Here is a 19,045-nt window from a genome sequence, read left to right as displayed (position 1 = left end):
AGAAATGGCGGGTGGAATTATTGGAAACAATGCGCATTTCATTTAACGATGAAGCGGTTTTAGATTATTGTAATATAATGGGATATCAGTACTATGAAGAAGTACCAGTTCAATATTTGTTAAGCGTACTTCGAGAGTTTAATAGTTTTAAGCCATTTATGAGAAATGATACAAAACTTAAACAAATTAAAAGTCAGTTTGAACAGACAGAACGTATTATGACATTAGAAAATTACATCGCAGAATTAGAATGTTTAAATGAAACTAAAGAGGGAGATAATGCATTTTATCAATATCAAATGACATTATTTAAGAACCGTAAAGAAGTGGCAAAAGTCACAGCAGAATTTAGTATCATGAAATCATAATAGAAAAGCTGTACGCATGTGCGTATCGTATTGAATGGAGCCGAGACACGAAAAGTTGTCTCGGCTTTTGCTTATATTTGGGTGTTGGGTTTGAGAAGCCCATGTGGTGGACTCTTGTCGTTATTAGCAGTTTTGGCGAGAAGTGCAAATACTGGGGCTGTTAAAAGCAGTTTTGGTTGAAAGTGCAAATACTGTGTGTCATATTTACAGTTCTGACGCGTTTTGTAATTAAGGAGGTCCATAGTGACACTTCGACCGAGTTTTGTAACTATGGCTATCCTTAGTAACACTTCAGCAGAGTTTTGTAACTAAGGCGACCGTTAGTAACACTTCAGCTGAGTTTTGTAACTAAGGCGACCGTTAGTAACATTTTAGCTGACTTTTGTAATTAACGCCCTCGTTATGAACAAGTTTAGCCAGAAGTGTTTATAAGAGCCACCAAAATAGTACCACTTCCCTATCATTCCCACAAAAAAATGCCAACAAAGTCTAAGACCTTGTCGACATTATGAAGCTGTACGCACACGCGTACAGCTTTTTATTATACTTCTTCAGTATATACTTCTATTTTTTCGATACGGTTTGAAGCGCCGTGATCTACTGGACCTACGAAGTCGTTCATTTTCCAACCGTTTTTAATAGCTGATGCTACGAATGCTTTTGCATGTATGATTGCATCTTCTGGTGATTCGCCGTTTGCTAAGTTAGCTGTTGTTGCAGCTGCGAATGTACAACCTGCACCGTGGTTATAACTTGATTGGAATTTATCTGTTGATAATAGGACGTGCTTTTGTCCGTCATAATATAAGTCATAAGCTTTATCTGATTCTAAAGCTTTTCCACCTTTAATGACAACATATTGTGCACCAAGTTCGTGGATTTTTTCTGCTGCTTTTTTCATATCATCAATTGAGCTTAGTTTACCTAAACCTGAAAGTTGACCTGCTTCAAATAAATTTGGTGTAACGACTGTTGCTTTTGGTAATAGTTCTTTAATCATTGCATCAGTATTTCCCGGGTTAAGTACTTCGTCTTCACCTTTACATACCATTACAGGGTCAACTACGAAAATTTCAGCGTCTGCTTCGTCATATGTTTGACGTGCACGTTTAATAATATCTTCAGAACCAAGCATACCTGTTTTAATTGCATCTGGTCCGATTGAAATAGCTGTGTTTAATTGTTTATCTAGTAAATCAAGAGGTAATGGTGTTACGTCGTGTGACCATGTTTGTGGGTCCATTGTAACGACTGCTGTTAATGCAACCATTCCATATGTGTCATGCTCTTGGAATGTCTTTAAATCTGCTTGCATTCCAGCTCCAGCACTTGTGTCTGATCCTGCTATTGTTAAGACTTTTTTTAATGCCATTGATGATTCCTCCCAATAATTCATATATTTTATCATATCACGTTTTTTAATTGTAAAAAATAGTTATGACCTTTTCTTGAGTGCTATGTTATCATTTTTATTGAGGTGAATAATATGGATTGGCAACAAATATTTCATAAAATAAAATCCGAACATGATTTTTCTGAAATGGAGTCATTTTTAGAAGAAGCATATAGTAGTAAGACGATTTATCCTGATAGAGAAAATATTTATCAAGCATTTGATTTAACACCTTTAGATCATGTGAAAGTGGTTATTCTCGGGCAAGATCCTTATCATGGTCCGAATCAAGCGCATGGCTTAGCTTTTTCAGTACAACCAGACGCAAAATTCCCACCTTCATTAAGAAATATTTATAAAGAACTAGAAGACGATATAGGTTGTAAGAGAACGACACCTCACTTGCAAGATTGGGCTAAGGAAGGTGTATTACTTTTAAACACCGTCTTAACAGTAGAAGCACATCAAGCACATTCACATAAAAATATTGGCTGGGAAATATTTACTGATGAAATTATTAAACATGTTTCCAGTGAATTAGAAGATGTTGTGTTTATACTTTGGGGTAAACCTGCACAATCTAAGATCAAGCTTATTGATACAGAACGCCATCATATTATACAATCTGTACATCCAAGTCCATTATCGGCTTATAGAGGATTCTTTGGGTCTAAACCATTTAGTAAGACGAATGAATATCTTATTGCGAGTGGTAAAGAGTCCATTAATTGGTGTGGAGGTGACATTTAATGATAAGTAGATCACAATTAATTGCTGCAATAGAAGAAGAACTCGTTGCTGCTGACAATGCTTCAACAAATGAAGTCTTTAATCGCCACATGCACGCCATTCATACGTTAAGTGGATTGGTAGATAAAGAAGACGATTTAACGCACGATATTAAAGTAGAACAAAATATTTCTTCAACACCTAAACCAACACCAAAAGCAAAACCACAAATTTCAGATGAAGAAATTAGAAAAATGGGTGGTAAAGTGCGTAACGAACCATCTGTAAATAAAGCAGAAAATCAATTAACAACAGATGATGGCATAGGTAACGGAGATTCAATATTTGATTTTTAAATAAGAAAGGGAGATAACAAATGAAATTATTTATTATAATAGGTGCAATTAATGCAATGATCGCTGTAGCAGCAGGTGCATTTGGCGCACATGGTTTAGAAAATAAATTATCGGCTAAATACTTAGATATATGGGGTAAAGCAACAACATACCAAATGTATCATGCACTCGGTTTAATTTTAATTGGTATCATTATGGGCACAACATCTATTAGTTTAAACGTAGCTGGATGGTTGATGACATTTGGTATAGTATTCTTTAGTGGTTCATTATATATACTTGCTGTAACACAAATTAAAATACTTGGCGCTATTACACCAATAGGTGGCGTATTGTTTATAGCAAGTTGGTTATTACTCGTAATTGCTGTTTGGAAAATTTAATTAAAGGTTAATTACGTTTCACGAAATTTAAAAATAAGGGTGGAACATGTATGGCTAGGAAAAAGAAAGATTTATCAAGAGGAAATTTAGATCAGAACTTATCAGAAAAATTTGTATGGGCCATTGCTTACGGCTCAAGTATAGGTTGGGGTGCATTTATACTACCAGGTGACTGGATTAGTCAGGCTGGACCATTAGGTGCTTCAATCGGTATATTTATCGGGGCATTATTGATGATTGTTATTGCCGTTAGTTACGGTGCATTAGTTGAAAAGTTCCCAGTATCAGGTGGTGCTTTTGCATTCGGATACTTAGGATTCGGTAAATATGTATCATTCTTCTCATCATGGTTTTTAACATTTGGATATATTTGTATCGTTGCTTTAAACGCCTCTGCATTTAGTTTGCTTTTTAAATTTATTATGCCGGGATTTTTAGAACAAGGTAAATTATATACAGTAGCAGGTTGGGATGTGTACATAACTGAAATTATACTATCTTCACTTATATTGTTAATATTTGCTTGGATAAGTATAAAAGGTTCTAGTTTTTCAGGAAGTCTGCAATATATATTCTGTGTGATATTAGCAGTTGTTGTCATACTTTTATTTGCAGGATCATTTTTCACGCATGATTTTTCATTCTCAAATCTTAAGCCTGTTGTCAATAATGACATGGGATGGCTTGCCTCAATCGTTGTAATTCTGGCAGTTGCACCATGGGCATATGTAGGCTTTGATAATATTCCGCAAACGGCAGAAGAATTTAACTTCTCACCAAGTAAGACGTTCAAGTTAATCGTATTTAGTTTGATTGCTTCAGCACTTACTTATGTGATGATGATACTTTTAACAAGTTGGTTATTTAAAGATGCATCATCTGTAGGTGGAGATTTATGGGTGACAGGTTCAGTCGTTCAAGAAGCATTCTCGTTTGTTGGTTTAGCAGTATTAATCGTCGCAATATTGATGGGGATATTCACAGGATTGAACGGATTCTTTATGAGTTCAAGTAGATTGTTATTCTCTATGGGTAGAGCATCTGTTATGCCAAGCGTCTTTAAAAAGTTACACCCAAAATATAATACACCGTATATTAGTATTATATTTATTTTAGTATTGGCACTCGCTGCACCATGGTTAGGTAGAACAGCATTAACTTGGATTGTAGATATGTCATCAACAGGTGTTTCAATCGCTTATTTCATAACATGTTTATCAGCATTCAAATTATTTTCATACGATAAACGAAGCATGATGTATCATCCAAAATACAAAACATTTGCGATTATCGGTGCAATTATCGCTGGTATATTCTTAGGTTTATTACTTATCCCAGGATCACCAGCAAGTTTATCATTACCTTCTTATATCGCGTTGTTCATTTGGTTAGTGCTTGGTATTGTATTCTTTATGATAAGATACCCATCACTTAAGAAAATGACGAACGATGAATTAAACTATTTAGTATTAGATAAGACAAAAGAAGAAATGATAGACTTAGAAGCCAAAACAGAAGTGAAAAAATAAATAGATAGTAAACCAGCCTAGCGAGAGACGTTAGTCTGGTTTTTTGTTGGTGATATTTTGTAATAAAACATTTTTATACTAAGCTTTTTGTAAAAATATTTTATTTTTGTTTTATAGAAGGTAGCATTCTGTACTTGAGATAGGTATAATGTTCATCGGGCTTTGAAAACGATTTCTTAAAAGAAATACAAGGATATAAGGGGGAACGATGATGTTACAGTTTGATGCTGTCACAACTTTAGCTATAGCATGTGTCTTACTTTTATTAGGTGAGGGTATTGTAAATAAAGTTTCTATATTGAGACGTCTATGTATTCCTGCGCCAGTAATAGGTGGCTTGTTATTTGCTATTGTAGTTGCTATTTTACAATCATTAAATGTCATTACAATTAAATTAGATTCTGATTTTCTACAGGACTTCTTTATGTTGGCATTCTTTACAACAATAGGTTTAGGTGCTTCATTAAAATTATTGAAACTTGGTGGAAAAGTACTGATTTTATATTTTGTTTTTTGTGGAATTTTAGCATTTTGTCAAAATGTAATCGGTGTTTCATTATCTAAAGTATTAAATATTCCACCACTACTTGGCTTAACTGCTGGATCAATGTCCATGGAAGGTGGTCATGGTAATGCAGCGGCATACGGTAAGACATTAGAATCATTAGGTGTAGACTCTGCGGTAACAGCGGCACTTGCAGCAGCGACATTAGGACTTGTTGCAGGTGGATTAATAGGTGGTCCTGTGGTTCGATATTTAATTAAAAAGTTTGATTTGAAACCTGGAGATGCTAAAGATACAGGTATAGATTTTAGCGAAGTGGGATATAACGAGAACTTACATAGTAGAATGAACCCTACAACAGTATTTATTGTTCAATTTACAATTATTGCAGTATGTATGGCGATTGGTACATATATTGGAGATGGATTTACGAATTTAACTGGAATAAATATTCCGGTTTATGTTGGCGCAATGTTTGTAGCAGTTATCATAAGAAACATCTCTGATTACGGAAACTTAAACATCATTGATATGAAAATTACTAACCAAGTAAGTGATGTTTCATTAAGTTTATTCTTATCAATCGCGTTAATGAGTATTAAATTAACAGAAATTTATCAATTGGCGCTACCGTTAACAATTATTGTATTAGTACAAATTGTATTTATCGTACTATTCTCAGTATTTGTCGTGTTTAGAGGACTAGGTAAAAATTATGATGCAGCAGTTATGATAGGCGGATTTATCGGACATGGACTAGGCGCAACACCAAATGCCATGGCTAACTTAGATGTTATAACTAAAAAATTCGGTGCATCACCAAAAGCATATTTAGTAGTCCCAGTAGTTGGCGCCTTCCTAATAGATTTACTAGGCGTACCAATTGTTACATTATTCATCAATATATTTAGTTAAATATAGATGGCAATGAGATTGAGGCTGGGATATTATATTATGTCCCAGCCTTAATTAATATTCTGGACCGATAAAATAAAATATCGACCCGAAAACAAGATTTCCAGGCCGATAAAAATAAATATCGACCCGAAAACAAGATTTCCAGGCCGATAAAAATAAATATCGACCCGAAAATGGGATTTCCAGGCCGATAAATAAAAATATCGACCCGAAAACGGTATTTCCAGTCCGATAAAATAAATTATCGGACTGAAAATGAACATCAATAGCACTCAAAATATGAAGAGCCTGGAATTTCACTCAGTTCCAGGCTCTTTCTATATTATTACAATTTAAAGAATGTATCCAATTCATCAATATTTAATATATTACCTACATAGAATGCTCCGAAGTCACCATATCTTGCTGATACTTCGTCGAAACGCATTTCATAGATTAATTTCTTGAATTGTAACATGTCATCACTGAATAATGTTACGCCCCATTCGTAATCGTCTAGTCCTACTGAACCTGTAATAAATTGTTTTACTTTACCTGCATAACTACGTCCGATTAAACCGTGTGAGCGCATTAAGCTACGTCGATGATCCATATCTAACATATACCAGTTGTCTTCGCCGTCACGTCTTTTATCCATTGGGTAGAAACATACGTATTCTGAACGTGGTACTTCTGGATATAATCTTGCTTTTACATGTGGGTTTTCGTATGGATCTTCGTTAGAGTCACCTGCAAGATAGTTTGAAAGTTCTACGATTGATACGTATGAATATGTTGGAATTAAGAAGTCACTGATATCTAACTTGTTAAATTCATTTTCTAAGGCGTTTAATTGTTTAACGTCTGGTCTTAAGAACCATAACATTAAATCTGCTTTTTGTCCTGTTATGTTATAGAAAGCATGAGAACCTTCTTTATTATTATGAACTGTTTCCAACGCTTCAAGGAAAGTCTTGAATTCGCTGATCATTGTGTTTCGATCTTCTTCAGGTACAGTTTTTAAGCTTGCCCAATCAATTGCATAAAATAAATGTAAGCTGTACCAACCATCTAATGTTTTTGCTGCTTCGTTCATTTTACTTTCGCTCCTTTTAGAAAAGATATCTTCATTACAAGTCTATCATACTAGATAAGGTTGAAAGGACTCAACTTTTTACATTGTTGTGAAAGAAAGAATACTTAAATGTATTAATTGATATTGATTATCGATTTCAATTATTGGATAATGAAAATAGATTTCCTTTTTAAAATAATTTTACAGGAGTATAAAGTTGTATAAATTAGAAAATGTTTCAAAAAAATATAATGACAATTTTGCTTTAAAAGATTTTTCTTTAACGATAGAACCAGGATCTGTTACAGGTATTGTCGGAAAAAGTGGTTCGGGAAAGTCGACGTTACTGAGATTACTGAATTTAATAGAACAACCAACAGAAGGGCGCATTGTTTTTGACGGGAAAGATACAGAAGCGTTATCAAAGCGTGTTGTAAGGAAGTATAAAGAAAAAATAGGCATGGTATTTCAAAATTATAATTTGTTGAATAACCTTAACGTTCAGCAAAATATCGCTTTGCCTTTAAAAATTATTAATCAGCAAGATAAAGCAAAAGTAGATGAATTAATAGGGTTTGTTGGGTTAAATGATAAAAAGGATTATTATCCAGCACAATTATCCGGTGGAGAGAAACAACGTGTTGCATTAGCAAGAGCGCTCGTGAGAAACCCGGATATTTTATTGTGTGATGAGGCGACAAGTAGTTTAGATGAACATAACACTGAAATCATCATTAAGATGTTGAAGAAAGTGAATAAAGCATATAATATTACGATTATTTTTGTGACGCATGAATTGAGCGTTGTTAAACAATTATGTGAAGAAGTATGTGTTATGGAGGACGGTCAATTGTTAGAGGTTATGGATAATAAAGTAGTAAGTGTAGAAAGAAATACGAATTCTTATTTAGAGAATGTTAGGCAGAGTTTAGAAGAATGACATTTTTAGAAAAGATAAATTACTACTTACCAGAATTGATTCAGTCCTTACAAGAAACGTGCATCATGTTAGGTTATTCCATGCTCATCACTTTGCTAGTTGGACTACCTCTAGGAATCGCATTATTTTTATCAAACCCGAGTATTAAAGCTTTAAATATCAATTATTATTGGTCATTTAATTTCTTAATTACATTTATACGTTCATTCCCGTACTTACTATTTGTAATCAGTTTAATCCCGCTTACACGTATGATTTTAGGGAGTGCGTTCGGTCCATACCCATCGATTATCCCTTTAAGTATTGTAGGTATCGCGATATTTTCAAGGTTGGTTGAGCAAGTATTATTAGATATTCCTGGTGATATTAAAGTCTTGGCAGAATCTCTAGGTGCGACAACATATAAATATATTTGGAATTTCATATTAGTTGAATCACGTAGCGGCATTATATTGGCATATACAACGACGACAGTAAGCATGGTGTCTTATTCAACAGTCATGGGTATTGTTGGCGGTGGTGGAATAGGTGATTTCGCAATCAGATACGGTTATCAAAGTTATGAAAATGAAATCATGTATTTCTCAATCATCATCATCATTATCAGTGTGTTTATCATACAAATGTTAGGAAACTTTATAGCTCGAAAAATAGATAAAAGAAAGTAGTGTAGAAATGAAAAAAAGTTTATTTGTTATGTTATTAATGTTAAGCATTATCATCGCAGGCTGTGGCGCGAATAAAAAAGATAACGAAGACAAAGTCATTAAAGTAGCTTCTCAAGCACCACCAATGACAGACGTCGTTAAAGAAGCAGCAAAAGAAGCTAAAAAGGACGGCTGGGAAATTAAACTTGTCCAAGTGAATGACAACGTTGCTTATAACGATATGGTAAGTAGTAAAGAAGCGGATGCAAGCTTTGCACAGCATAAACCATTTATGGAAAAATACAACTCAGAACGAAAAGCAAATTTAGTAGCGATTCAACCGATTTATGATGCAAAAGTTGGTTTTTATTCTAAAAAATATAAAGACATCAATGACATTCCAAAAGGTACAAAAGTAGCGATACCAAATGATATTTCAAATGAAGGTAGAGCATTAGCGATTCTTGAAGAACAAGGTCTTATTAAATTGAAAGACGGCGTTGGTGTAAATGGAACTACGAAAGATATCGTCGAAAATCCTAAAGATTTCAAATGGTTGAAAGTAGACTTGCTGAACTTAGCAGAAACGTACAGTGAAAAAGATGTATCACTTGTCTATAACTATCCAACTTATATTTCTAAAATTGGCTTAAAACCTGCTGATGCACTGTTCTTAGAGAAAAACATTGATTCACGATTCTCAATTCAACTCGTTGCAAGAGAAGATAATAAAGACTCAGAAAAGATTAAAGAATTACATAAAGTTATGAAAAGTGATGCAGTTAAAAAATATCTAAAAGAAAAACATGAAGATACGTTAATTCCATCGTTTTAAAATAAAAATATGAGGTGTAGAAATGAAAAAATTATTAAGTTTTGTATTATGTTTAGCGTTATTGTTAGCAGCATGTGGTAATAAGAACGAAGCATCAAGTAGTAAAAGTGACAGTAAAGAACGAACATTTACGACTGAAAGTGGAGATAAAGTAAAAATCCCTAAAAATCCAAAGCGTATTCTATTACTGACAGCTAACTATGGTAACTTGAAAAAATTAGGTGTAGAACCAGTAGCGATCACAAGTGTATTCCCAGATTCTAAATATTTAGATATGAAAGATGTTAAGAAAATAGATCCAGAAGATGTTGAAGCGGCAGCGAAGCTTAAACCAGATTTAATCGTAACGTATAAAGAAAATAAAAATAATAATAAACTTTCAAAAATAGCACCAACCGTATCATTAAAAGTACAAGACACAGATTATAAACAAACGCATATCGAATACGGTAAATTAGTGAACAAAGAAGAAAAAGCTAAAAAACAAGCAGACGAACTATCAGATAAACTTCTAAAAGACGGTAAAGAAATTAAAAAGCATATCGGAGCAGATAAAACAGCTTCAATTATGGACGTACAAGCAAAAGATATTTATCAGTTCGGCGCAAGATTCGGTAGAGGTAGTGACGCACTATTCGATGGTTTCAAATTAAAAGAAGATCCAGAAGCTAAAAAAGCAATGCCAAAAGAAAAATTCATGAAAGTACCTCAAGAAAAATTTAACGATTATTCAGGAGACTACTTATTTATACCAACACAAGACGGCAAAAAACCAAATAATGAATTTACAAATTCAACAATTTGGAAAAATAATAAAGCAGTGAAAAATAATAACGTCATTTACTATACAAGTAATGAAGCATTGTACGGAGATTTAATCTCAGTAGAGAAACAAGCAGAAACATTTAAAAAAGAATTATTAAAAAAATAAAGTAATATACAAAAAAGAAGCTCGAGTTGAGCTTCTTTTTTGTTCTAATAAATTAACTTAATTCATTATCATTTAAATCAATTGCAAATATTTTTGTACTCAGGCTACTAAATAGAAAAAGCACAATTCCACTAATAATAAAAATAGTAGTGTAACTAAAGTAATTGAATATTTGACTATAGAATAGTATTCCTAATGGTAAAAGAACTTGTGATAGAACATTCAATAAATTAAATATTCTTCCTTGATATGCGTTTTCAATATTGATCGTTAACCAACTGGTTACTGGAATACTCGCAAATGATATAAAAATTCCTATAATAAAGTTAAATCCACAAAATAAAAGTATATATATAAAGCGATTAAATTCAATCATTAATAATGAACCTAAAAGAATTGTTAAAAAACTCATTCCAATTACACTCAAATATGAGAATTTCAAAGGATATTTTAAACTTTTAGAAATTGATAAAAATATACCTGATGCTATCAGTCCTAAAGAAAATATACTTTCAGTAAGTCCGAACTCTATATTTTTAAAATCTAATACATTTACTTGAATGTATGGAAGTCCGATTAGATAAGAACATAGGATGAAATTCACTATTCCCGCGAAAAAAAGTGAGAACATAATTTTCTTGTGTTTAAATGAATATTTTAATCCGTCTAAAAACATGCTTAAAATTCTCTCATCACCTGTGTTATCTGTGATTCTTCTATTTTTAATATGCAAACTCGTAATAAATAAGAGACAAATCATTTCGCAAATCAATTCAATAAATACTAAAGATTTTAAGCTAATTACAGTGAAGAATATGGCACCTAGTAATGGAGCCATAATATTGATTAATGCTAACAATACCTGTTGTAATGATTTTATACGCTGAACTTCATCTTCTTCAGTTATTAATATGATAGTAGATGAAATAGTGGTTGTGACAATATTATCTGTAATTTTTAGAAAGACAATAATCATTAATAATAGATAAAGATTGTGATGAGAGAAAGTGAAAAAATATAAAGATAGAGCTGTTATTGAAATAAATTGACCAATAATTAATATTTTCTTCTTAGATAGTTTATCTATTATTGGACCTAAAAAAGGCATTAAAGCCAGTGTTACAATAGGGCCAATAGCTTGGCTCCATCCAAACAAAATAATATTTTCAAATTCTTTCAAGATATATAATCCAATAATAAATATTAAAGTACTACTAAAAAAATTCCCCCAAAAAGTAATAGATAATATTTTGAAAATATTTTTATTCATATGTAAGTTCACCCCATACTTAATTTAAAATACTGATACTCATGGTTAAATGTCAGTATTTTGTCTTATGAATACCAATTCTTATAATGAATTCATAATACTTATATTCAGTATGTTTATATGTATATACAATTATAGAAATGGATAAATTGTTATATCTATAGTCGTCTATTTATCTTATGTTAATTATACTAAATTTTCAGAAAATATAATATATAAATTTAGTGGCATTTAATAATTTAAGTTTCTACTCGCTCATCACTCTTCATATTACATTCATACAATACTCATACTATCTTTACATAGGGTTAAAATATGATTGATACACTTCTTAATAGATTGCTTTTTAAATCACTATAGGGTTAATTAGGAGGAAGTGTACATGTATAATCAGTCAATAGCAAAGAGATTCATTAGTGGTACGGCTTGTATGATGTTATTATTAGGGATTTCTACTTCTGGTACGGTTGAGGCGAGTGGTGCTGGTGGTTCGGGATCTGATTCGTCTGTTGTGAAGCAACAATCTCATTCGGATATTAAGGTGATGTCACAGAAACCGGAAGTAGCGCCTGTATCTAAGAAAAATCAGCCGAATCGTATTATTACGAATTTTAATGGTGATACGAAAACAGAAATGGCTTTTAATTGGTATACGACAGATCAATTTAATGATGCTAAAGTTTGGGTGTCAGAGTCGGGTCAATTTGATGATGCACAAGCGTTTGATGCAACTTCTAAGCAAGTGGATTCTAAATATGTTGAACGAGATAAGAACGGCAATTTCATCTTTGCGGATGTAGAAAAAGATGATGAAGGTGAACCTGTAAAAGATGCTCAAGGTAAAGAGAAAATAAATGGATATTATACAGATGAACATGCACAAGGTGCTGAATGGACGCGCGGTGATAAACATGGGAAGTCTGAACTAATGACAGTTCCTGAATATAATTATAAAGCGAAAGCAACGGGATTAAAGCCGAATACTACATATTATTATCGAGTAGGTAGTGCAAGTGGTCCTCAAAGTGAAGTTGGACAATTTAAGACCTCTGGCAACAACGGCGATCCTTTCCAATTTGTACAGTATACAGATACACAAAATGCTTATTGGAATGAACACGTAAGAAATGAAGCACAATTTGGAGCAGATACGTTAAGCAATGCTATTCAAACAGCAGGTAATCCAAACTTCGCATTACACACAGGAGACTTTGTAGAAACTGCAGAAATTGAAGATGAGTGGTTAGATTTATATGATCAATCACGTCCATCATTTATGTCACTACCTGTAGCTTCTGCACCTGGTAACCATGACGAATATGCGTTAAGTGAAGATGATGAAAAATTACTGACAAAGTATAACGAACATGTCAATGTACCTAAAGAAAACAATGCGGTCAATGGTGGATCTTATTATTCATTTGATTATAATGGTGCACACATGGTTGTCGCTAATACGAATGATAATAAGAAATCTAAAGATAATCCTGAAGAAAAAGCAATTGGCAAAGAACAAATGGAATGGATTAAACAAGATATTAAAGATGCCAGAAAGAATGGCTCTAAATGGGTTATCTTAAACCTGCATAAACCAATGTATTCTAAATCGTATCATGCATTATCAGATGAAGATGTTGCTAAAATACGTGACGAACTGACTCAACAAATTGATGATTTAGATGTGGATTTAGTATTACAAGGTCATGACCATGTGCTTTCTCGTACGAAACCACTAGAACATACATCGACTAAAAATAGCTTTGTAAATGCTAAGAAAGAAGATGCCAAACAAATTAGAGGTCAAGATAACATCACATATTATGACAACCCAGAAGGTTCAGTCTACGTACTGCCTAATACAGGTGGTACAAAAGCGTATGACAGTATATACGACCGTCCTTTAGAACATATTAAGAAAGTTAGACCAGAGCTAGAAGATTTAACTCAAGAAGAATTAGATCATTATAATAGTTTATTTGCGATAGGTGAGCAACCTCATAAGACAGATGCTTTTAACGATAGTCATGAAAATAATCGTGATTCATCTGATCAGAACTTTTCAGTTTATGATGTATCTGAAGGTAAATTAGTCGTTAAAATTTATCAATTACATGGCGATATTAGTAAAGGTGAACAAAGAACAGTTAAATTAGTCGATGAATTCGGTATTAAAAAAGACTAATCATAGATTTTAAAGTTAAATAAATATCCATAAGGCGTCTCCTTCAAATATGATGATATGGAGGCGCCTATTTGTTAATAGAAGGAGCGGTTACTTTGCGACGTGTATTCAATTATTTAAGTGTGGCAGTAGTGATGATCTTAATATTAAGCGGTTGTCAAAATAGTTCACAAGAAGAGACAAAGCAACATAGTGAAACGAAACATGCTGAAACTAAGCATATTCAACTTTCAGAGCAAGACAAAGATGAATTGAAACAAAAGTTACTAAAAATTGCTGACGAATATGGCCAAGATCAACATAAAGCAGTAACTAATCGTTATTTTAGTCGAAATGAACAAATGGAAGGTGATGGCTATGCGATTAGTGACGATGGTGAAATACAAATAACAGATCATGATAAACCAGGGTGGAAGCATTTTAATATCCATAACGTTGTTGGATTAACGATGTATCAAGGCAAGCATAATCAAGGTGGTTATGATGAACAGGCACAAGATTTAAATAATATTCAAGGATACAGTAGTGTCGCTAAAATGGATAAACCGATTACGAAATATTTGTTTGCAGATAACGGTAAAGTATACGAATATCAATTCAAGCCAAATAGTGAACCATCCCTATCAACAGGATTTGCAACTAAAGATTACAACGGCAAAGATCCAAATTTAAAACCAAACGAAAAATTTACAGTTTCAAAGGATAAAATTTTAAATAAAAAATGGAAAATGTTGCTTTCAGAATATAAATGATAATATTTTAAAAATATCCAATATAAATTCACAGTTTAGATACGTGAAAATTTATGAAAAAATGTTATAATTGTGAATGGAAAAATAATAGCAATCATATATAGGAGGCAATTATGTCTAATTTACTTAATGTTCTAAGCGACAAACTATCAGGTAAAAATGTACGTATCGTATTACCAGAAGGTGAAGATGCGCGTGTATTAACAGCAGCAGTTAAATTACAATCTACAGATTTGGTTGCACCAATCGTACTTGGTAATGAAGAAAAAATTAAAGAAACTGCAGCTGGTGCAGACTTATCAATCGATGGTCTTACAATCATCAACCCAGAAACTAGTGAACTAAAAGCAGATTTAGTAGAAAAATTTGTTGAACGTCGTAAAGGTAAAGCAACTCAAGAACAAGCTGAAGAATTGTTAAATAACGTTAACTACTTCGGTACGATGTTAGTTTACACAAATCAAGCTGACGGATTAGTAAGTGGTGCAGCACATTCAACTGCAGACACTGTACGTCCAGCATTACAAATTATCAAAACTAAACCAGGCGTTACAAAAACATCTGGCGTATTCTTCATGACTAAAGGTGAAGAACAATATGTATTCGGTGATTGTGCAATTAACCCAGAACTTAATGCACAAGACCTAGCTGAGATTGCAATCGAAAGTGCTAAGACTGCTCAAGCATTTGGTATGTCTCCAAGAGTAGCAATGTTAAGCTTCTCAACTAAAGGTTCAGCTAAATCACCTGATACTGAAAAAGTATCTGAAGCAGTTTCTATTGCTCAAGAGAACTTAAAAGAAACAGATTTAAAAGATGTTGTATTAGATGGTGAATTCCAATTTGATGCAGCAATCGTACCAGAAGTTGCTGCTAAGAAAGCACCAAATTCTGAAATTCAAGGTGATGCAAATGTATTTATCTTCCCTAGCTTAGAAGCGGGTAATATTGGATACAAAATTGCACAACGTTTAGGTGGATTTGATGCAGTTGGTCCTGTATTACAAGGCTTAAACGCACCTGTTAACGATTTATCTCGTGGCTGTTCAGCTGAAGACGTATATAGTCTTTCAATCATTACAGCTGCTCAAACATTATAATCATGGCTAATTTGCAAGATTATTTTACACAAGAATGGCGATACATTGACCACACTTCAGGACTGCAGCCAATGCAGTCCTTTAGTTTCGATGATACATTTTGTGATCAAGTAGGAAATGATAAAAGTCCAAGTGTTGTTAGGACATGGATACACAATCACGTCGTGATATTAGGCATACATGATTCTAGATTACCTTATTTAAAAGATGGTATTGCATATTTAAATGATGTTAGAGGTTATAGTGCAATCGTTAGAAATTCTGGTGGATTAGGTGTTGTGCTAGATAAAGGTGTGCTTAATATATCTTTAATTTTTAAAGGTAAGCATGATGTATCCATTGATACAGGATATGAAGTGATGTTACGTCTTATTCGTGAAATGTTTAAAGAAGATACTAATGAAATTGAGAATAAAGAAATTACCGCATCATACTGCCCTGGTAGTTATGACTTAAGTATTCATAATCAAAAATTTGCTGGTATATCACAACGAAGAGTAAGAGGCGGTATAGCAGTTCAAATCTATTTATGTGTGGAAGGATCAGGCGCTGAACGTGCCGAAATGATGAAAGCATTCTATGAACATGCACTGAAAAACGAAAAGACAAAATTCATTTATCCGACTATCATACCTGAAAGCATGGCTTCCTTGAACGAATTATTAGGCACTGAATATACAACTAACGACATATTATTTAAATTGTTAGGAAGTTTGAAAAATTTAGGTGCAACTTTGAATATGGATCCTGTCACAACGGAAGAATGGACATTGTACGATAAATATTTCGAACGAATGATTGAACGCAATGATAAAATGATTCGAAATATGGAAAAACGATAAAATGACATTCTCAAACAACTGTTAAGGTGGTATAATAATTTATTGCAAAATTAACAATTAAGAAAGGTGGGGGAACAAATGCGAAATAAATTTCAAGTCTGCGATGATTGCCAAGCTGTTAACTTGCCATCACTTTTGAAAAAAATTAAAAAATTAGACCCAGAAGCTGAAATAGAAGTGGCATGCCAATCATATTGTGGACCAGGTAGAAGAAAGACATTCGCATTCGTAAATAACCGCCCATGTGCCGCTTTAACAGAAGACGAATTAATGGAAAAAATCCAAAAACAACTTCAAAAGAAACGCGATCCAGAAGAAGAAGAAAGATTGCGACTTAGAAATGAAGAACGAAAACGTCGACAAAAAGAATTAGACGAGAAGTTAAATAAGAAGTTGAAAAAGATACAGTCATAATATAAATATTAGCTATAATCCCCTCACTACAACATGAAGTGGGGGGTTTTTTATACCATATTATATATTTGCTAACTTTTTTAATTCATCTTTTTTTAATATGCTATAGTTATTGTTCTCTTTTGCTAAATATCCTTTTTGTACAAATTCTGCGATAACAAATAATAAATGTCGATAAGATACACCTAAGTATTGTGCGACTTGTGTATGTTTTTCTTCATATTTACCATTTTGTTCTGTAACTAAAATAAAAGAAGCAAGTCTTTTAGACAATGGATATGATTGATTTCGTGTTGAAGTTCGAATATTTTTCATGTTCTTATGTGCGATATAAGATAGTAAATTCTTTAATAATACTGGATCAGTTAATAAACTGTCTTTAAGTTCATAAAGTGGTACTGCTAAACACCAACAATCTTCTATTGCTTGGACATTAAGAGGTGCGGCGTGTTCATCTATCAGTTCCATTTCTCCTATAAAAGAAGAAGGATCAAAAAAATCGATTAAAGAAACTTGGCCATTTTCCATGTATTCGTATAATTTTGTCTTTCCTTTAACAAGATAAAATAAATATTCGGGTTTTTGAGTGTCTTGGATGATATGATCTTTTTGAGAAATGAAAAAGAGTTTTACGTGTTGTTGCACATCAAATCCAAAGAGATCGAGATAATTGAATTGGTCTATCATATCTTGTTTAAGTTTGTTATTATAAATTTCTCTCAATATTTCACACCTCTTATATGATATTTCTCATACTTACTTTAATCTTTGCAGAAGTATAATACAAGAATAAAGAAAAGGCTTACAAAGAGGAGAGGAATTATAATGGAAAAACAAAAAATAATTTTAGATTGCGACCCTGGTCATGATGATGCAATAACGATGTTAATGGCATACATTCATCCTAATATTGATTTACTTGGTATAACAATTGTTTCAGGGAATCAAACGCTTGAGAAAACGGTTAAGAATGGCTTGAGTGTTGCACAACACTTGAATATGGACGTTAAAATATATAGTGGGGCGTCTGAACCTATAGTGAGAGAACGTGTAGTAGCTGACAATGTCCATGGAGAAACAGGTATGGATGGTCCTGTATTTGATGCCTTAAATAGAGAACCGGAAGATAAAAGAGCGGTACAATTTATCATTGAAACGTTATTAAATAGTGAAGGAGATATTACGCTAGTACCAACTGGCCCATTAACAAATATTGCTTTAGCGATGAAATTAGAACCATCCATCTCATCTAAAATTAAAGAGATCGTATTAATGGGCGGTGCATATGGTAATGGTAATTTCACGCCATCAGCAGAATTTAATGTTTTTGCTGATCCAGAAGCGGCACATATTGTTTTTAAATCAGGTGTACCAATCATCATGATGGGTCTAGATGTAACAAACAAGACACTATGTACACCTGAAATTATAAAACGTATGGAATCAACAAATAATAAAGCTGGCCAATTGTTTAGTGATTTAATGAATTTTACTTTAAAAACACAATACCAAGAATTTGGATTAGAAGCAGGTCCATTACACGATGCAACAACAATAGGATATCTCGTAAATAAAGACTTATTTGAAGTTCAAGATATGTACGTAGAAATCGACATTAATCGCGGACCAAGTTATGGACGAACAGTATGTGACGAATCGGACGTACTCAAAAAAGAACATAACGTTAAAGTAGCAAAAAACGTCAAAGTCGACGAATTCTTCGATCTTTTATATGAATGTATACGTATGTATTAAAGAAAGAATATATGTGTAAAATATAAATAGAAAAAAGGCTGCGCTTTTATAAGTGTGGCCTTTAAATTAAATATTTAATTTGAAAAAGCTTTTCACCGCTAGTCTTCGTGCGATCAGCTCCGCGAATTCACTATTCAAACAT

20 protein-coding genes are annotated in these 19,045 nt (G+C 33.0%); 16 read left to right on the top strand and 4 right to left on the bottom strand.

The genetic code is table 11. The features are described from left to right. Positions 1–29 precede the first annotated feature (29 nt). Positions 30–368, top strand: coding sequence for a hypothetical protein (locus LQ675_RS05120; protein WP_229412531.1), 339 nt, complete (start codon positions 30–32; stop codon positions 366–368). 541 nt (positions 369–909) lie between these two features. Here LQ675_RS05120 and thiD read toward each other — a convergent pair. Beyond that, a complete protein-coding gene (gene thiD, locus LQ675_RS05115) occupies positions 910–1,740 on the bottom strand; it encodes a bifunctional hydroxymethylpyrimidine kinase/phosphomethylpyrimidine kinase (RefSeq protein WP_239726542.1) in 831 nt (276 codons plus the stop codon). 114 nt (positions 1,741–1,854) lie between these two features. On the opposite strand from thiD, the gene LQ675_RS05110 reads away from it, so the two are divergent. The 5 genes from LQ675_RS05110 (at position 1,855) to gltS (ending at position 6,178) form a co-directional block, all read left to right on the top strand. Beyond that, positions 1,855–2,511 (top strand): uracil-DNA glycosylase, encoded by a 657-nt coding sequence (locus LQ675_RS05110; RefSeq protein WP_048541405.1) that lies wholly within the window; start codon positions 1,855–1,857, stop codon positions 2,509–2,511. Continuing rightward, positions 2,511–2,846: a DUF5327 family protein gene (locus LQ675_RS05105; protein ID WP_048541406.1), complete on the top strand. Its 336-nt coding sequence runs from the start codon at positions 2,511–2,513 to the stop codon at positions 2,844–2,846. Before LQ675_RS05110 ends, LQ675_RS05105 begins: the two co-directional genes overlap by 1 nt. A gap of 20 nt (positions 2,847–2,866) precedes the next feature. Next, positions 2,867–3,229 carry a DUF423 domain-containing protein gene (locus tag LQ675_RS05100; protein ID WP_048541408.1) on the top strand — a complete coding sequence of 121 codons (363 nt, stop codon included), beginning with the start codon at positions 2,867–2,869 and terminating at the stop codon, positions 3,227–3,229. A gap of 50 nt (positions 3,230–3,279) precedes the next feature. Beyond that, on the top strand, positions 3,280–4,758 hold the full coding sequence (locus LQ675_RS05095) for an APC family permease (RefSeq protein ID WP_049319463.1): 1,479 nt from the start codon (positions 3,280–3,282) through the stop codon (positions 4,756–4,758). 211 nt (positions 4,759–4,969) lie between these two features. Continuing rightward, positions 4,970–6,178, top strand: coding sequence for a sodium/glutamate symporter (gene gltS / locus LQ675_RS05090; RefSeq protein WP_025904895.1), 1,209 nt, complete (start codon positions 4,970–4,972; stop codon positions 6,176–6,178). Positions 6,179–6,506: 328 nt separating this feature from the next. Here the strand turns inward: gltS and hemQ are convergent, their stop codons facing one another. After that, positions 6,507–7,256: a hydrogen peroxide-dependent heme synthase gene (gene hemQ / locus LQ675_RS05085; RefSeq protein ID WP_048541413.1), complete on the bottom strand. Its 750-nt coding sequence runs from the start codon at positions 7,254–7,256 to the stop codon at positions 6,507–6,509. Positions 7,257–7,452: 196 nt separating this feature from the next. Here hemQ and LQ675_RS05080 point away from each other — a divergent pair, with 196 nt between their 5' ends. Genes LQ675_RS05080 through LQ675_RS05065 form a run of 4 tightly spaced genes read left to right on the top strand, consistent with a single transcriptional unit; the run spans position 7,453 to position 10,588 of the window. Next, positions 7,453–8,175, top strand: coding sequence for an ATP-binding cassette domain-containing protein (locus tag LQ675_RS05080; protein WP_048541415.1), 723 nt, complete (start codon positions 7,453–7,455; stop codon positions 8,173–8,175). Continuing rightward, entirely contained in the window at positions 8,172–8,843 is a 672-nt protein-coding gene (emtB, locus tag LQ675_RS05075; RefSeq protein ID WP_048541417.1) for a metal ABC transporter permease EmtB, read from the top strand. Before LQ675_RS05080 ends, emtB begins: the two co-directional genes overlap by 4 nt. Before the next feature lie 7 nt (positions 8,844–8,850). After that, positions 8,851–9,657: a MetQ/NlpA family ABC transporter substrate-binding protein gene (locus LQ675_RS05070; protein ID WP_025904899.1), complete on the top strand. Its 807-nt coding sequence runs from the start codon at positions 8,851–8,853 to the stop codon at positions 9,655–9,657. 22 nt (positions 9,658–9,679) lie between these two features. Further along, the gene (locus tag LQ675_RS05065; protein ID WP_048541420.1) at positions 9,680–10,588 is read left to right on the top strand and encodes an ABC transporter substrate-binding protein; all 909 of its coding nucleotides are present in this window, start codon (positions 9,680–9,682) and stop codon (positions 10,586–10,588) included. A gap of 52 nt (positions 10,589–10,640) precedes the next feature. On the opposite strand, the gene LQ675_RS05060 is transcribed toward LQ675_RS05065, so the two are convergent. Next, on the bottom strand, positions 10,641–11,858 hold the full coding sequence (locus tag LQ675_RS05060) for an MFS transporter (RefSeq protein ID WP_239726543.1): 1,218 nt from the start codon (positions 11,856–11,858) through the stop codon (positions 10,641–10,643). 382 nt (positions 11,859–12,240) lie between these two features. On the opposite strand from LQ675_RS05060, the gene LQ675_RS05055 reads away from it, so the two are divergent. The 5 genes from LQ675_RS05055 (at position 12,241) to LQ675_RS05035 (ending at position 17,148) form a co-directional block, all read left to right on the top strand. After that, complete coding sequence (locus LQ675_RS05055) at positions 12,241–14,040, top strand: purple acid phosphatase family protein (protein ID WP_239726544.1); 1,800 nt, start codon at positions 12,241–12,243, stop codon at positions 14,038–14,040. Between the two features lie 71 nt (positions 14,041–14,111). Continuing rightward, positions 14,112–14,792, top strand: coding sequence for a hypothetical protein (locus LQ675_RS05050; protein WP_048541431.1), 681 nt, complete (start codon positions 14,112–14,114; stop codon positions 14,790–14,792). Positions 14,793–14,905: 113 nt separating this feature from the next. Next, positions 14,906–15,892 carry a phosphate acetyltransferase gene (gene pta / locus LQ675_RS05045; protein WP_048541433.1) on the top strand — a complete coding sequence of 329 codons (987 nt, stop codon included), beginning with the start codon at positions 14,906–14,908 and terminating at the stop codon, positions 15,890–15,892. A 2-nt stretch (positions 15,893–15,894) separates the two neighbouring features. After that, entirely contained in the window at positions 15,895–16,734 is an 840-nt protein-coding gene (locus LQ675_RS05040; protein WP_037589955.1) for a lipoate--protein ligase family protein, read from the top strand. A gap of 78 nt (positions 16,735–16,812) precedes the next feature. After that, positions 16,813–17,148 carry a YuzB family protein gene (locus LQ675_RS05035; RefSeq protein WP_107602151.1) on the top strand — a complete coding sequence of 112 codons (336 nt, stop codon included), beginning with the start codon at positions 16,813–16,815 and terminating at the stop codon, positions 17,146–17,148. Positions 17,149–17,208: 60 nt separating this feature from the next. On the opposite strand, the gene yeiL is transcribed toward LQ675_RS05035, so the two are convergent. After that, a complete protein-coding gene (gene yeiL, locus LQ675_RS05030) occupies positions 17,209–17,871 on the bottom strand; it encodes a transcriptional regulator YeiL (protein ID WP_239726545.1) in 663 nt (220 codons plus the stop codon). A 102-nt stretch (positions 17,872–17,973) separates the two neighbouring features. Between yeiL and rihB the strand changes: the two genes are divergently transcribed. Beyond that, on the top strand, positions 17,974–18,903 hold the full coding sequence (gene rihB / locus LQ675_RS05025; RefSeq protein ID WP_239726546.1) for a ribosylpyrimidine nucleosidase: 930 nt from the start codon (positions 17,974–17,976) through the stop codon (positions 18,901–18,903). Positions 18,904–19,045: the final 142 nt, after the last annotated feature.

Source organism: Mammaliicoccus sp. D-M19, from assembly GCF_022386695.1.
GTDB classification, from domain to species: Bacteria; Bacillota; Bacilli; order Staphylococcales; family Staphylococcaceae; genus Mammaliicoccus; species Mammaliicoccus sciuri.
Note: the sequence above shows the minus strand (reverse complement) of the source record. Positions and strands in the feature narration are given on the sequence as shown.